General features: G+C 58.7%; 22 protein-coding genes and 2 tRNA genes. 12 read left to right on the plus strand and 12 right to left on the minus strand.

Going from position 1 to position 12,582, the window contains the following annotated elements; all coding sequences use genetic code 11:
• From BLR31_RS22335 to BLR31_RS18435, 4 genes are all read right to left on the minus strand, one after another.
• On the minus strand, positions 1-338 hold a 338-nt coding region (locus tag BLR31_RS22335; RefSeq protein WP_176762757.1), incomplete at its 3' end, for a transposase family protein.
• 104 nt (positions 339-442) lie between these two features.
• Complete coding sequence (locus BLR31_RS18425; RefSeq protein WP_090598876.1) at positions 443-958, minus strand: hypothetical protein; 516 nt, start codon at positions 956-958, stop codon at positions 443-445.
• Positions 955-1,137 (minus strand): helix-turn-helix domain-containing protein, encoded by a 183-nt coding sequence (locus BLR31_RS22340; protein ID WP_425287281.1) that lies wholly within the window; start codon positions 1,135-1,137, stop codon positions 955-957. Before BLR31_RS22340 ends, BLR31_RS18425 begins: the two co-directional genes overlap by 4 nt.
• Before the next feature lie 188 nt (positions 1,138-1,325).
• Positions 1,326-1,556 (minus strand): helix-turn-helix domain-containing protein, encoded by a 231-nt coding sequence (locus tag BLR31_RS18435; RefSeq protein WP_090598883.1) that lies wholly within the window; start codon positions 1,554-1,556, stop codon positions 1,326-1,328.
• 143 nt (positions 1,557-1,699) lie between these two features.
• Between BLR31_RS18435 and BLR31_RS21810 the strand changes: the two genes are divergently transcribed.
• The 3 genes from BLR31_RS21810 to BLR31_RS18445 all read left to right on the plus strand — a co-directional run bounded on the left by BLR31_RS21810 (position 1,700) and on the right by BLR31_RS18445 (position 2,526).
• Complete coding sequence (locus BLR31_RS21810; RefSeq protein ID WP_176762758.1) at positions 1,700-1,852, plus strand: hypothetical protein; 153 nt, start codon at positions 1,700-1,702, stop codon at positions 1,850-1,852.
• 8 nt (positions 1,853-1,860) lie between these two features.
• Positions 1,861-1,937 (plus strand) — tRNA-Arg (locus BLR31_RS18440).
• 289 nt (positions 1,938-2,226) lie between these two features.
• A complete protein-coding gene (locus tag BLR31_RS18445; protein ID WP_143009435.1) occupies positions 2,227-2,526 on the plus strand; it encodes a hypothetical protein in 300 nt (99 codons plus the stop codon).
• A 237-nt stretch (positions 2,527-2,763) separates the two neighbouring features.
• Here the strand turns inward: BLR31_RS18445 and BLR31_RS18450 are convergent.
• From BLR31_RS18450 to BLR31_RS18485, 8 genes are all read right to left on the minus strand, one after another.
• Positions 2,764-2,837, minus strand: a tRNA-Gln gene (locus tag BLR31_RS18450).
• Positions 2,838-2,880: 43 nt separating this feature from the next.
• The gene (locus BLR31_RS18455; RefSeq protein ID WP_090598889.1) at positions 2,881-3,957 is read right to left on the minus strand and encodes a tyrosine-type recombinase/integrase; all 1,077 of its coding nucleotides are present in this window, start codon (positions 3,955-3,957) and stop codon (positions 2,881-2,883) included.
• Positions 3,958-4,354: 397 nt separating this feature from the next.
• Positions 4,355-4,600 carry a hypothetical protein gene (locus BLR31_RS18460; RefSeq protein ID WP_090598892.1) on the minus strand — a complete coding sequence of 82 codons (246 nt, stop codon included), beginning with the start codon at positions 4,598-4,600 and terminating at the stop codon, positions 4,355-4,357.
• Positions 4,597-4,806 (minus strand): hypothetical protein, encoded by a 210-nt coding sequence (locus BLR31_RS18465; protein WP_090598896.1) that lies wholly within the window; start codon positions 4,804-4,806, stop codon positions 4,597-4,599. Before BLR31_RS18465 ends, BLR31_RS18460 begins: the two co-directional genes overlap by 4 nt.
• On the minus strand, positions 4,803-5,174 hold the full coding sequence (locus BLR31_RS18470) for a hypothetical protein (protein WP_090598899.1): 372 nt from the start codon (positions 5,172-5,174) through the stop codon (positions 4,803-4,805). The genes BLR31_RS18465 and BLR31_RS18470 overlap by 4 nt, the downstream gene beginning before the upstream one ends.
• On the minus strand, positions 5,171-5,458 hold the full coding sequence (locus BLR31_RS18475; RefSeq protein ID WP_090598903.1) for a hypothetical protein: 288 nt from the start codon (positions 5,456-5,458) through the stop codon (positions 5,171-5,173). The genes BLR31_RS18470 and BLR31_RS18475 overlap by 4 nt, the downstream gene beginning before the upstream one ends.
• Positions 5,459-5,524: 66 nt before the next feature.
• Positions 5,525-5,851 carry a hypothetical protein gene (locus tag BLR31_RS18480; RefSeq protein WP_090598906.1) on the minus strand — a complete coding sequence of 109 codons (327 nt, stop codon included), beginning with the start codon at positions 5,849-5,851 and terminating at the stop codon, positions 5,525-5,527.
• Between the two features lie 91 nt (positions 5,852-5,942).
• On the minus strand, positions 5,943-6,710 hold the full coding sequence (locus BLR31_RS18485) for a LexA family transcriptional regulator (protein WP_090598910.1): 768 nt from the start codon (positions 6,708-6,710) through the stop codon (positions 5,943-5,945).
• 122 nt (positions 6,711-6,832) lie between these two features.
• Here BLR31_RS18485 and BLR31_RS18490 point away from each other — a divergent pair, with 122 nt between their 5' ends.
• The 9 genes from BLR31_RS18490 (at position 6,833) to BLR31_RS18535 (ending at position 12,581) form a co-directional block, all read left to right on the plus strand.
• A complete protein-coding gene (locus BLR31_RS18490; protein ID WP_176762759.1) occupies positions 6,833-7,063 on the plus strand; it encodes a helix-turn-helix domain-containing protein in 231 nt (76 codons plus the stop codon).
• Between the two features lie 63 nt (positions 7,064-7,126).
• Positions 7,127-7,348: a hypothetical protein gene (locus BLR31_RS18495; protein WP_143009436.1), complete on the plus strand. Its 222-nt coding sequence runs from the start codon at positions 7,127-7,129 to the stop codon at positions 7,346-7,348.
• Entirely contained in the window at positions 7,345-8,088 is a 744-nt protein-coding gene (locus tag BLR31_RS22345) for a YdaU family protein (protein ID WP_090598919.1), read from the plus strand. The genes BLR31_RS18495 and BLR31_RS22345 overlap by 4 nt, the downstream gene beginning before the upstream one ends.
• Entirely contained in the window at positions 8,085-9,887 is a 1,803-nt protein-coding gene (locus BLR31_RS18505; protein ID WP_090598922.1) for an AAA family ATPase, read from the plus strand. Before BLR31_RS22345 ends, BLR31_RS18505 begins: the two co-directional genes overlap by 4 nt.
• A 2-nt stretch (positions 9,888-9,889) precedes the next feature.
• Entirely contained in the window at positions 9,890-10,159 is a 270-nt protein-coding gene (locus BLR31_RS18510; RefSeq protein WP_090598926.1) for a hypothetical protein, read from the plus strand.
• Between the two features lie 429 nt (positions 10,160-10,588).
• Positions 10,589-11,134 carry a hypothetical protein gene (locus BLR31_RS18520; protein WP_090598933.1) on the plus strand — a complete coding sequence of 182 codons (546 nt, stop codon included), beginning with the start codon at positions 10,589-10,591 and terminating at the stop codon, positions 11,132-11,134.
• 237 nt (positions 11,135-11,371) lie between these two features.
• Complete coding sequence (locus BLR31_RS18525) at positions 11,372-11,599, plus strand: hypothetical protein (RefSeq protein ID WP_090598937.1); 228 nt, start codon at positions 11,372-11,374, stop codon at positions 11,597-11,599.
• A 29-nt stretch (positions 11,600-11,628) separates the two neighbouring features.
• Positions 11,629-12,054 carry a hypothetical protein gene (locus tag BLR31_RS18530; RefSeq protein WP_090598940.1) on the plus strand — a complete coding sequence of 142 codons (426 nt, stop codon included), beginning with the start codon at positions 11,629-11,631 and terminating at the stop codon, positions 12,052-12,054.
• Between the two features lie 5 nt (positions 12,055-12,059).
• A complete protein-coding gene (locus tag BLR31_RS18535; RefSeq protein WP_090598944.1) occupies positions 12,060-12,581 on the plus strand; it encodes a terminase small subunit in 522 nt (173 codons plus the stop codon).
• Position 12,582: the final 1 nt, after the last annotated feature.

The following is a 12,582-nucleotide window of genomic DNA, read 5'->3' on the forward strand; positions in this document are numbered from 1 at the left end:
TGGACGATGAGGTTGAGGCGCTGCGTCCTGCGGGCCCACGGCGCAAGCACGCCATGCTCCACTCGCTCGGCAAATATCTTCTGTCCACACAGCACGCTGTTGCATCGAAATCGGCGGGCTTTGACGAGTAACCTGACTCGACGGCCGCCAAGCGGGAGGTCGGAGGCCTTTCGCCAATAATGACTATGGATACTTCGGCTGCTCCGCCCACAAGAGGGGCAAGCACTTCCCGTTTGACGAGGGCGGACGCTGATCTCGAGATGACTGTCTCTCTCCAGCGTCGTCTCGATGATGAAACCTGACGGTAAAAGCGACGAAGTTCCAAGCTTGCGCGCCATTGCAGTGATTCCTCTCAAAAGGAAATCACACCGCTCGATTGCACCAAATGTGAGTCAGAGCCAATATTCCATGCCGAATGACATGGGGTAGGGCGGCTTGGCGCTTAGAAGTCACTTGAACGCCCCTTGCTCTGCCGCTCGCGCTTCCAGCGATCGACCTTCTTGAGCGCGTCTCGTCCAGCGGGCGATATGACCACCAACTTGTGTCCGGCCGGATCTTTCCCGCGATCGACCACAAAGCCCTTTCCGAGTAGGTCCTCAATTGTGCGAGGACCGCATCTGTCGATGTCGGCGAATGTCTTGGGTCTCTTCTGAGTGGCAAGCCAGCGGAGGATGACAACGGTGCGCCTGTCCAAGGGCACCAAAGGCCGCGAAAACAAAAAGCTGCTCACTTCGCGAGTCTTGATGCCCTCATGGATCGTTCTTAGGGCTCTGCTTGATCGTGGCGCCCGCATCTCCTGCCATATGGCCAGAAGGTCGGCTTCGCTGAACAGGACAGTGCGGCCCGTCACAGAGCAGTTGCCGGTACGGCGCCCCAAGCGCGCCAAGGCGTTTTTGTTCAAGCGCAGGCGTTCCGCTGCCTCGGCCAAGCTGTAGATTTTGTCTAGCTGCTCGCTCACTGAGCTGCCTCGTAATCTACGACGGCCTGCCGAGATATTCTGATTAGCCTGCCGGCGCGAAACGATTGCAGGTTGCCGGCATTTACCAAGTCACGCACATGCTGGTGTGAGCAGTTCCAGCGCTTGGCCAGTGTTTCTGGAGTGTAGGGTCGCAGCGACTCGTCGGGTTTCGCAAGCACTGCCTTCTTAAGTAGGCGCAGCCGCTCTGTGACCGAGCATATGTCACGCTCGATCGCCTCTATTGCTTCCTCAAGTTCTGAATTCGTCAATGCACCACCTTTACTCGTTGGATTTCGGGTTTCTCCGTTCTCCTCGAGTGGTGGTGCGGTGGTGACGCGTTATTAGGTTAGCAGGGAGAGGCGAGCCGTCAAGCTTTCAAGGCAACGCCTGGGCCAGTTGCTGTGTCGTCGGGATCGAGGAACTGGACGCCGGCTGCCTCGAAGGTTTTCACCAGTAAGTTGTTGGTCGCGAACTGCAACGTCGAGCGACCCGCTTCGAAGTTCCGAATGGTCGCGTTGCCAATGCCAGATTCATCCGCAAGGCGCCGCTGTGACCAGTCGATAAGGGCTCTGGCTGCGCGGCATTGTGCGGGTGTCATGTGCTTCGTCTCCGGTAGGTCATTGCACCCACCTTTAGCACCAGAGAAACAATTTCGCCACTCCTAGCGATTTTAGCTTGCAACGTGGTTAACTATCGTTTATCGCTAGTTTTAACGGAAATCATTACTTTAGGAGGATCGACATGAGCACCAAGCACAAGGCCACCGACCGTACCATTACCCTCGGCGACCTAATTATCATTCTTCAGGCGGCACGCGAGGCAGAACGCGACACAGGTGCCGACATTGCGGACTCGTTGATGGACATCCTACTGGAAGAGGCAGCGGAGGCGTAACGTAAAACGGTCCCGTAGCTCAGCTGGATAGAGCAGCCGACTTCTGATCGGCAAGTCGCACGTTCGAATCGTGCCGGGATCGCCACAGCTTGCCGCTGCCTCTCACCACAGGCCCGTACCTATATGGTCGGGTCGAGCCACCCGTAAGGGCGCTTGCAGGGGTAGCGGGAGAACTAGTTCAGCTTGACACGCTCGGCTGAATTCGTATGGTTGAGACATCGCCCTAACAAGGCCAGTCGCCGCTCGCAACCCATTTCGCGGCTCTTCCGTACATCGTAACCGCCCGCAAGGGCATGTTTGGCACGTCCATACAGTGGGCTTCCGCCGAGCACGTTTTGACATGCGCTCGAGTGGCGCAAGCGAGGAGAATTGAAATGGATCAAGATACACTGGCGGAGACTTTTTTAGACCAAGCCGAGTGGCGCGAACGGAAAGCAGCCGAGTTTCCTGACGACGAGCGAAATACCGCAGCGGCAAAGCACCTGCGCGCGTTAGCTGCGACAGCCAATGAAGTGGATCAGACGCTACTCACAGCGGCCGAGGAATTGTTCGAAGATGCACCCGATATTGAAGTGTGGACCGAAATGCTAAGGCAAGAAGGGTTTGCCTCTGAGCACTCTTCAGCGGCGGAGTTTGTGAAAGCGTTTATCAGCAAGAGGTCTTCGGGCCACTAATCTGGCACTGTTGCCAGATACAGGCGGACCCCATCGCTTAACGGTGGTGGGGTTTCTCTATGCGGGGCAGGGGATGGAAACACGCGGAATCCGTGTCGCGCATGTCGCGCGTGTGTCGTGGTCCGCTGCCTGCGCTGATTGTCATTCGTTACAAATCAAAGGCTTAGCTTCCCATCCATTCCGCGACACATGCGACATGTTTTTGAGAGATTTTCGGACTAAGTCATTGATTTTGTTTGGCTGGGGAACCTGGATTCGAACCAGGACTAACGGAGTCAGAGTCCGTGGGTCTACCGTTAACCTATTCCCCAAAAGCCTTTTGGATCAGTGTCTTACCGTTACGGTATTTGATGGTTAGACACTCTTGCGAGAGCGGTTAGACAATTTCCGTTCTCGTGATGTGCCGCCTTGTAGCAGATTTGCCATGTCGATCAAGACCCCATTTGCGTCTGCGTTCGACGCATAGTGTTCTGTCATCTTCCAATTCTCGTGGCCGACGTAATCCTTGATCTGGTCCAAGGAATAGCCCAGCGCTCTCAGGTCCGTTGCCACCGAATGGCGCAGGCCATGGAGCGTTATGCCGGGATCCGCAATCCCGCGCTCGATGCACTTGGCGAAGAACTTCCGCTGAGAGGCTGTAAAGCCCGCATCAGACCATCCCTCCCCATACGAATTTAAACAGAGCATGACGGCATCGCCCTGGGGCGCCACTGCTATTGCCGCGTCCAGAATCGTGCGGAGCTTGCCGACCACAGGCAGCTTCATCGTCTTGCCGGTCTTGCTGGTCCGAAACGACAGGAAACCATTCTTGTAGGCAGACTGCGGCAGCTTGAGAATGTCGCCGCGGCGCATGCCCAGATAGCGTGCGAGGGCCAAGGGCAGGCGTAAGTGATCCGGTGCGACTGCAAGCACGTTGTCGCGCTCTGGCAGGCTCCACGGTCTATTCTCGCGCTTGCGATCCGCCGCCATTTTGGCTTTGGCCAGCCCGGTGACGGGGTTCTTCTCAACCAGTCCGTATTCGGCGCCGTGGCGAAACGCGCTCGAAAGCATGGCCATCATGTGATTGGTGAAGCCGGCGCGCTTTGCCTTGATCGCCTTGTCGCGGAGCTTGGCCATGAAGGCGGTGTCCATCAGGTGCAGCGGCGTGCCAGCGATCGGCTGCAGATAGTCCATGCACTTTTGATAGTCGGACTTGGTGCGCGTCGCCAGATCGGTAAAGGGCGGAGCTTTCTTGTAGCTCTCCAACAGCCCAGCCAGCGTGCCAGACTTCGGCGCTGCCGGCGCATGGAGTTTGTCGAGGCGGGCAACCTCGGCGGCTATCTCGGCGCCTGATAGTGTGGCGTCGATCGCCGTTCCGCTCTTGCGGTGATAAAGGCGCAGCGTGCCGTGGCGGTCCTTGTACCGCTTAACGCCCTTCACTTGCACCCTCATCGAGTTTCCTTAGCCAGTCGTCTGCCATTGATGGCTGGCTAAGCGATTGGGCATCTGCCCAACGGTCAAGGTCTCGCACGTCGTAACGCACGCTTTCCCCGATCTTAACAGGCGAAACCCGGACATGTGCCTTGAGGCTGTTGACTGAGCCCAGCCCGAGATAAGCAGCGGCCTGCTGTGGCGTGAGCATGCGACGTGGGGGAAGGGGCGGGACGTGCGATATTTCAGTCATCGTACCATCCCGCCGCTGTTCTGATTGCGGCCAAAACCCAAAAGAACGCTGGCACCCACCAGAGCCAAACAGCCCTGTCAGATAATATCACTTGTTCTGATAGGCCCGTGGCCATGTTGGCGCACTCCCACGCGATGAGGGCACAAGCGACCGTCCACGAAAATCTCATGCAAGCCCTCGGATTTCCTGCCACTTCGCATTGGCGGCATCCTGTGCGCCCTCGAAGCTGTCAAACGGCCCCATGATAGTGCTGGACGCGCTGACCGCGCTCTTGGGGTTGCGCAGGCGATAGGAGGCGGTGAACAGGCCACGATCCTCTACGATGAGGAACTGCCATGCCCCTGCCCGGGCGAGGTAGCTGGGCAGGGGCATCATTGGATGCGGGTGTGGTTTGAAGGTGAGCGTGTTCATGTGCGCGGCCCATCCTTGTGCATGCCCAGCAACCCTTGCGCATCGAGCATCTTTTCGCGGGCCTCAAAGAGCGTGTCCGCGATGCACTGCTGGTCGTATTCGGTTTCGGCGCTCTCCATTGCCAGATGGATTGCAGAGACCATGGCGATGGCTCTATTGAGCGCATCGCCGGCCTTGCCGACTGGGTTTGTTTCGGTGGCGCTCATGCTGCCACCACTGGCTTTGCTGACCAGAACGCCATGCGCTGCAGGAGCTCGGGGAGAGTGTCCCCGCCGGAGCCAAAGCTGCAGTGGTGGTGCATCAGTAGGCGCAGGCGGCGGTCTTCGTCTGCGGGATTGGCAAATCGCACTTGCTCAAGGCGCTTGATGAGCGCATCGGCAAGACCAAGGACGTAGGTTTCACCTATATCTGCAATGAAATCCGCTCCGGGGTAATAGCTGTGATCGCTGCGACTTGCCCGGGGTTGGTTCTGGATAGAGAGGCTGGCCAGGTTGAGCTGCTGCAGTCCGTCATAGGCCAGCTCGAAGTCGAGAATTGCCCAGCCGGTCATATCGAATTTTGGTGCGGTGATCATTGGGCAACCCTGTCTTGTGCGAGCAGGTAATCTGTTGCGAACTCGGCCTCTTTGAGCAGTGCTTCGACGCGGCGCGATGATTCAAAAATGAGCCGCTGGGCGAGAGCTAAATTTTCCTTCGACGGCACGGCGTCCTCAAGCAGGGTTTCGACGCGTAGCATCAACGTGGTGGTGATGGTCAGGTCGATTGCGACTTCGTTCATCATGTCGACAGCGCTGTTGCTGATGACCTGAAAAGGCTTGCGCTCTTTTGGTGTTTCGGTGTTAGTTTGCAGGGAAACCATATTTACCTCCAACGGTGTTTGGTTGAAGGCTCGGGACAGGTTGCCGCCTGCCCGAGCCCTTTTGTTTTAGGCGCGGTAGGCGTCGAAGCTGTCGAGCAGCAAGAACAACTGTTCCCTGTCCAAGCATTCCGATGTCTGCATATGCATGCGGAGATAGCCGATCTTCCGGCGCATCTCCCCACAGTTGGCAGGGGTGTGCGCCAGAAGGGCGTAGAGCGTCGCGTTCTCGTGCTCGTCGGCTGCTTCGTGCTCTTCGCGCTGCTCGTCAGTGACGGTGCGGCCTTCTTCTTCGGCCGCCATTTCGTCGGCTAAGGTGATGGCACGATCAAACCGCGCCATAGCGGCAGAGTGATCTGCAATCCGGTCGTAGATATTGATGGTCGAAGCGGACATTGAAAAACCTCCAACGGTGTGTCGCTGGAGGTCATTTAATGCCTAATGCATTATTAAGTCAATGCGCATCGTGCGAAAATCGTGCGATTTGTCAAAGTCGCCCGATCCTGCCTACTGCACGACCGAGAATGCGTATCTCTGCGGCTGGGATATCCTGCGGCTTGACTGCTTCGTTGTCGGATATCACCATCAGCCTTGCGGGCTTACTGCCAACCACTTTTGAGAGGCGTTTCACGCGGGGTTCGCCGTCGCCGTCGTCAAAGACGTAAATGCCATCACTGCGAAACGCTGGGTTTGTGGTGTCGACAATCACTCTGTCGCCGGGCTGCAGCGTTGGCAGCATGCTGTCGCCGGTCACTGACATCAAGATTATCCCGTCGCGCTGGGCGCGCAGCTCGTGACGGAAGAACGATTCGGGCAGCATCCACTCGGCAACGACCTGATGGCCAATGCCCGTTGTGCCGTCCGGTAGGGTGATTTCGTTGCTCTCGCCTATCTGCCCGTCCCCGGCGCCGGCTGAAACGTCGATCTCAGGGAATACGCCTTGCGTTGCTCCGTGGTAGCGATGACCTGGGACAAATACGCCATGCGTCGTTTCTGCCAGGTCTCTCTGCCAATCGCGAAACGCCTGTTCCTTGTCCTCTGGCCACTGCCTCGGCTCATCTCCGACTAGTAGCCAGGACTCTCGAACATTAAAGAAATCCGCATATCGTTCCGCTGCCTTCAATGTCAGCCCTCGGTGCCCGTTCTCGTGCGCGTTGTAAGTGGCCACAGATATTTTCATCGCCTGCGCAGCATCGGTCCCGGTCTTATATCCGGCTGCAATTCGGGCGTCTTTCAGTCGTTCGTGCTGGTCCATAGTGGCCTCCGTTCATTCGTTCGTGCGTGTAGCACGATCCTGTCATGCGCGGGGCATTGACTATCATTCGTGCTTAACGCATTATGGCCCTCGATTTGCATTATGCGAAAAGGGTCCGGGAGATGGACGACGAGAACATCCCTTCAAGGTTGAAGGCGCTGAGAGAGGCCCGTGGATGGTCGCAATACAAGCTGGCCGAACACATCGGATGCAACCAGTCCACAGTCCACAGGATCGAGAACGGGGACCGCATTCCGCGCGGGGCTCTCAAGAAGATGATCCTTCTCGTGATCGATAGCAGTACTGCCGGGAAACCAGCGGGCGAAAATGAACGGCCAGCGATGGCTGTCTGACTTTAACCGGGTCGGGCAGGCAAAGTGGGAACGAGCCGAACGACCCCAACCATGGATGACACTATGCAACGCGATGATTTCGTGAGCGGGGAAGATGTGCCTGAGCCTGATGGGGGGATGATGCCCTTGTCTGTGTTCATGCAGAAAGAGCCAGAAACGCGGGCGTTTAACGCATACCGCGTGGCTTTCAGGGCCAACGAGGCGCACCCCAACCTCCGCAACGCTGCTGCTCTGGTGAAGGCATGGAATGCCTTTGCCGACATTATGGGGCTGGCACACGTATGACCGCAGACTACGCGCCAAACTTTTCCCAACATGTGTTGCCCTATGTGAAGTGGTTTCAGGACGACTTCATCAACGGCGTGCGCGGCATGAAGGCGCACGAGATCGGGATTTACACGACCCTGCTCATGGAAATGTATGCCAGGGGCAAGCCTCTCGACCTGTCACACGATCGTCTTGCGCGTCTTTGCGGCGCCGACCGGCGGACATTCACTCGCGCTCTCGCCATGCTGATCGAAGAGGGGAAAATCGTTCGTCTCGATAGCGGTCTCTGGAATGAAAGATGCGAAAATGCGTTCAGGGAGCGCGCAAAAATGCAGGAGCAACAAAGCGCGGCTGGTAGAACTTCGGCAGAAAAGCGCAACAAAATCAATGCTCCAAGTCAACGACCGTTGAACGCCCGTTCAACGCCCGTTCAACCAATCTTAGAAGCTCAGACTATAAGAGAAGATACCCCTAACGGGGACGTTCCCGTCGTTGGGAAAGCCGGTCCAGTTGGGGGCAGTCCGGGCCTGGAAAAGCAGGCATACGATTTCGGAAAGACCGTGCTGGGCAAGTCGGCCGGCGGCGTCATCACAAAACTGAAAAAGCACCATCGAGGCGACTGGGCGGAAGTGCTGGCCACTCTGCGCATGGCGGCAGATAAGGCGGACCCGTCCGAATGGGTCGGGGCTGTGCTGGCCGGAAAGCGCGACCTGAGCTGGGAAAAGCGTGAAGCCGACATCTATGCGAGTGTCCAATGAGCGACATCACAGCAGTTTCCCGGGCACTGTCTGACCGCGCGGCGGCGGTGGCCGAAATGCTTCTGCCCAACGGCAAGCGGGTCGGGCGTGAATGGCGGGTTGGATCGCTCGGCGGTGAGAAGGGCGAGAGTTTCGGGGTGTGCCTCACTGGCGACAAGGTGGGCGTCTGGAGCGATTTCCAGAGCGGCGAGGGCGGGAAAGACCTGATCGACCTGTGGGCGGCGGTGAAGAGCCTCACGCTCTCGGAAGCGCTGCAGGAAGCGCGGAACTACGTCGGCATGACGCGACCCGTCGCTTATCGGGAGCCTCGGCAGGAATACACGCGCCCACCAAAGCCCAAATGCACGACGGCCTCGGGCCGGGTGTTGGATTATCTGCGCGAAGACCGCAACATTCCTGCGGAAGTCATCGAGCGCTACAAGATCGCGGCGCAGGGCAACGCAATCGTTTTCCCCTTCCTGCTGCCTGATGGCGTGCTGGCACTGGCCAAGGTGCGCGATGCGGTCGACGGGGCCAAACCTAAACCGACTGCGCCCAATTGTGAGCCGGTGCTGTTTGGCTGGCAGGCGATCCCGCCCGACGCGCGCGACGTGATCATCACAGAGGGCGAAATCGACGCGCTATCGTGGGCGGCATATGGCTTTGCGGCCATGTCCGTGCCGTTCGGCGGCGGTGGCGGAAACAAGCAGCAGTGGATCGAAAACGAGTTTGACCGCCTGGACCGCTTTGAGCGGATCTATCTTTCAACCGACATGGACAAGCCGGGTGACGAGGCGGCAGACGAAATCGCCAAGCGTCTTGGGCGCCATCGGTGCCTGCGTGTGCGCCTGCCGCGAAAGGACGCCAACTCGTGCCGGGTGGATGGTTTCACGCAAGAGCAGATGGCCCAGATATTGGCCGATGCGGAAAACCTCGACCCGGAAGGGCTGCGCAAGGCCAGCGACTATTACGACGAGCTGGCAGATGTCTTTCAGCCCGTGGAAGGGTCGCGGCCCGGCTACAGCACGCCATTCTCGAAACTTGAGGGGAAGGTGTATTTCCGGCCCGGCGATCTGACCGTGTGGACAGGTGCCAGTGGGGCAGGGAAGAGCCAAGTTCTATCGCACTGCATCGTGCATTGGGTCGATCAGGGCAGCAGGGTTTGCCTGTCCAGTCTCGAAATGCGGCCAGTGCAAACGCTGCGCCGCATGGTTCGGCAAGTGGGCGCGGTGGAGAACCCGACGAACGAATTTGTTAGCGAGGCGCTGCATTGGCTGGATCGTGGGCTGCTGCTTTACGAAAAGATCGGCAAGGCCGGCGTCGACAGCTTGCTGGAAGTCTTCGACTATGCCCGGGCCCGATACGGGTGCGACCAGTTCGTGATCGACAGCCTGATGCGGCTGGGCATCGCCTCTGACGATTACAACGGGCAGGAAACGGCAGTGTTTAAGCTCGTTGACTGGTGCGTCGCCAACAGCGTCCACATTCATCTGGTGGCCCATGCCCGCAAGGGTGAGAGCGGTGGCGGTCCTCCAGCGACCGACGACATCAAAGGGGGGATGGAAATCGGCGGCAACGCCGCAAACATCATCAGCATTTGGCGCAATCGCAAACACGAGGACGCGATCCAGGCGGCAAAGACCGACGAGGAACGCGACGAGCTCAACGAGAAGCCGGGAACGATCCTCAACATTCCGAAACAGCGTAACGGTGACTTTGAGGGCAAGATCGGCCTGTGGTTCGATCAGGCCACCTACCGCTACCATTCATCCTTTGATCGCGGTCTGTGGCCGCGCCAGTACATCAGCAACGGAGATTGACCATGGAACAGTGTGGAACGTGCAAATTCTGGCGCATTCGGTCTGACGAGGCGGCAGGGAAGGGCGGCGGATACTGCGTCCGATTCCCGCCATTCGCGCCGGCGGCGTTCAACGTGTGGATGACGAGCAGTGGCCAGACCGGCGAGGTGACGGCTAGTTCTAGCCACCTCAATGACGCGTGGCCAAATGTGCATATCCAGTCGTGGTGTGGCGAGTATCAGCAGGCGCTCGAAGCAGAGCAGCCCAGCAATGAGAAGTGGATCGAGTTCTGATGACCTTGCAAGGCGTAGTGCAGCGGCCAGATGGGCTGTTTGATGTGGTGGTCGACGGCAGGGTGGTCGCCGGAGCCGTAGGGACCAACAGAGAGGCATGGAGGGCATACGATCGAGCGACCGGGGACGTGGTAAGCCCGTCTGAAAAGCGGGCGGATTTCGCTTTTCAGCGATCCCTCGATGTGAAGGTCAAGGAGCCAGTGACGCGGCGTCCTCCAATGACCGTGGCTCAGATAGAGGCGGGGCGATCACCAAAGGGCGGATGGACAGCCAAGACACTGCGCGGGTGGGGTGTGCCCTGGCCCCCGCCAAAGGGCTGGCGGCGTAAGCTGCTGAAAGGCGAGCCTGTTGCACGCAACGCGAAGTGAGGCTATAAGCGTGGCATCCCACTTTGCCTGCCCGACCCCTCCCATTTCGAGGGGTCATTCTGTGACTGAAACACTTGGTTTCCGGCTGGTTCAAGATCCCGCCGTATCTGACGCGCAATTCTGGCACCTCCGGGCCCAACACCCGGATAATCCCGATGTCGGGAAGGTGCTGGCGGCGGTTAATCTCCACACATACATTGGCGGCTTTGCCAAGTTCTACGGGGCAGAGCACCAGATCATGGCGGCGGCGAAGTTCCGGCGCCTGTATGACATGGCACAGGTCGGCGGCTCCAAGGCTTGCGACATGGAACGCGAACCCGTCGACGGCGGCGGCTTCAACCCAGATGCCGTGTTTGAGATCGGCGCGGACGCTCGGCGCGAGTTTGTCCTGATGCAGCAACACCTGGGGCGCAAGATGTTCCAGCGCTTCGAGTTCGTGGTTGTCGGCGGCAAAGGCCCCACTGCCTATGTCCGGTGGATCACTGGAATTGCCAAGCCCAACGCCAAGCTGGTGAGCCGGGGCAAGGTCGAGGTCCGACGCATAGCGAACAACCTTGCGGAATACTGGGGGATGGCTAGCAAGTCACCGATTGACCGAGTGGCGTAAAATCAGATAGGTTTCAGGCACGGTCGCAAAATGCGACTTTGAACAAGGCTCTGCTTCGGCGGGGCCTTTTTGCGTTTCAGGTTGCCAGCGTCGTTGATTTTCCCAGCGGCCATGGCGGTGTGCGCGGCACGGGTAGCTCCCAATCCGCGAAGTCGTTCTGTGCACAGGGCGCATCTTGGCGGCTCCGTGGTGTCCAACCAGTTCCGGAGCCGCCTATCCATCTCACAGGGGAACGCTATGCGCCTCATTCGCAAGCTGCTGCGCCTTGAGCCAGCGGGCTACACACTCGTGCGCGAGGACGGCAAGCGCCACAACCGAATCCGGGGCGATCTGATCCCAGTTGGCGTGTCGGTCATCATCGATGACGGGCGGTATTTTGTGCGCACCGATACAGCGGACCACGACGGTTTCGAGGTGTATCGCGAAGGCCACAGCAGCCACATTTATCATTCTGCCAATTCGTAGGCCACTCCCCACAACCAGAGGCAACTACCATGGACACTGCAACCTCTGCAGCCATCAAGGCTGCGCTTCTCAAACTCGATCACGGCAATGACGATCATTGGACGACTGGCGGCAAGCCGGCCATGAAGGTGGTCGAAGAGTTCGCCGGCCAGAACGTCACGCGCGCTCAGGTCGAAGAGGTCGCGCCAGATTTCGAGCGCGTCACCGATGAGGCCCAATCCGGCAACCGCGCCGCGCTCACTGCCGTGGCAGGCTTTGACAGCATTATGGGTATCGGTGACAGCTTCGTTGATGCCGACGTCGACTTGGCTGCGAACGCCAAGGACGGCGACGACTTTTGGCGCCAGTGGATCAAGGCGCACGATCCGGAAAAGCTCCACAAGCGGCCCTATCACATGCTGAGCCGTATCGAGCAGGCGCGCATTGCCGTCTTCCTCGCAGTGGCGAAGGACTGACATCAGTGCCGGCGCTTTCTAACGCCAAGCACGAGGCTTTCGCACAGGGCATGGCACAAGGCATGTCAGCGTCGGAAGCCTATGTTGCTGCCGGGTACAAAGAAAGCCGCTCTGCTGCATCGCGCTTGTCAACAAATGTGAACATTGAAGCCCGAATAGCTGAGCTGATCGAACAAGGGGCTGAAAAGGCGCAGACGAGCATTGAGCGTGTGCTGGCTGAGATGTCGCGGCTCGGCTTCTCGGACGTGCGGAAAGCATTTACTCCAGGCGGTGCGCTGCTGCCGCCCAGTGAGTGGGATGAAGAGTTCGCCGCGGCTGTTGCTGGCATCGAGGTCGTAACTCGGCCCACTGGTGAGCGCGACGAGAAAGACCGCCCGATCATCGAGCACATCCACAAGATCAAGCTCTGGGACAAGAACAGTGCCCTCGACAAGATCGCCAAGCACTTGGGCATGTTTGTTGATCGCATCGAGCATAGCGGCTCGGTGAGTGTGACGATCGATCGCGACGACGCAAAGCTGCTCTAGC

Source organism: Pelagibacterium luteolum (genome assembly GCF_900100665.1).
In the GTDB taxonomy this organism is placed as follows: Bacteria; Pseudomonadota; Alphaproteobacteria; order Rhizobiales; family Devosiaceae; genus Pelagibacterium; species Pelagibacterium luteolum.

Excerpts from the sequence above, each read along its gene's own strand:
- BLR31_RS18480 (WP_090598906.1), bottom strand. The coding sequence starts at position 5,851 with ATGTCCGCTTCGACCATCAATATCTACGACCGGATTGCAGATCACTCT.
- BLR31_RS18470 (WP_090598899.1), bottom strand. The coding sequence starts at position 5,174 with ATGATCACCGCACCAAAATTCGATATGACCGGCTGGGCAATTCTCGAC.
- BLR31_RS18445 (WP_143009435.1), top strand. The coding sequence starts at position 2,227 with ATGGATCAAGATACACTGGCGGAGACTTTTTTAGACCAAGCCGAGTGG.
- BLR31_RS18485 (WP_090598910.1), bottom strand. The coding sequence starts at position 6,710 with ATGGACCAGCACGAACGACTGAAAGACGCCCGAATTGCAGCCGGATAT.
- BLR31_RS18495 (WP_143009436.1), top strand. The coding sequence starts at position 7,127 with ATGCAACGCGATGATTTCGTGAGCGGGGAAGATGTGCCTGAGCCTGAT.
- BLR31_RS18465 (WP_090598896.1), bottom strand. The coding sequence starts at position 4,806 with ATGAGCGCCACCGAAACAAACCCAGTCGGCAAGGCCGGCGATGCGCTC.
- BLR31_RS22345 (WP_090598919.1), top strand. The coding sequence starts at position 7,345 with ATGACCGCAGACTACGCGCCAAACTTTTCCCAACATGTGTTGCCCTAT.
- BLR31_RS21810 (WP_176762758.1), top strand. The coding sequence starts at position 1,700 with ATGAGCACCAAGCACAAGGCCACCGACCGTACCATTACCCTCGGCGAC.
- BLR31_RS18455 (WP_090598889.1), bottom strand. The coding sequence starts at position 3,957 with ATGAGGGTGCAAGTGAAGGGCGTTAAGCGGTACAAGGACCGCCACGGC.
- BLR31_RS18505 (WP_090598922.1), top strand. The coding sequence starts at position 8,085 with ATGAGCGACATCACAGCAGTTTCCCGGGCACTGTCTGACCGCGCGGCG.
- BLR31_RS18510 (WP_090598926.1), top strand. The coding sequence starts at position 9,890 with ATGGAACAGTGTGGAACGTGCAAATTCTGGCGCATTCGGTCTGACGAG.
- BLR31_RS18460 (WP_090598892.1), bottom strand. The coding sequence starts at position 4,600 with ATGAACACGCTCACCTTCAAACCACACCCGCATCCAATGATGCCCCTG.
- BLR31_RS18530 (WP_090598940.1), top strand. The coding sequence starts at position 11,629 with ATGGACACTGCAACCTCTGCAGCCATCAAGGCTGCGCTTCTCAAACTC.
- BLR31_RS18475 (WP_090598903.1), bottom strand. The coding sequence starts at position 5,458 with ATGGTTTCCCTGCAAACTAACACCGAAACACCAAAAGAGCGCAAGCCT.
- BLR31_RS18525 (WP_090598937.1), top strand. The coding sequence starts at position 11,372 with ATGCGCCTCATTCGCAAGCTGCTGCGCCTTGAGCCAGCGGGCTACACA.
- BLR31_RS18435 (WP_090598883.1), bottom strand. The coding sequence starts at position 1,556 with ATGACACCCGCACAATGCCGCGCAGCCAGAGCCCTTATCGACTGGTCA.
- BLR31_RS18490 (WP_176762759.1), top strand. The coding sequence starts at position 6,833 with ATGGACGACGAGAACATCCCTTCAAGGTTGAAGGCGCTGAGAGAGGCC.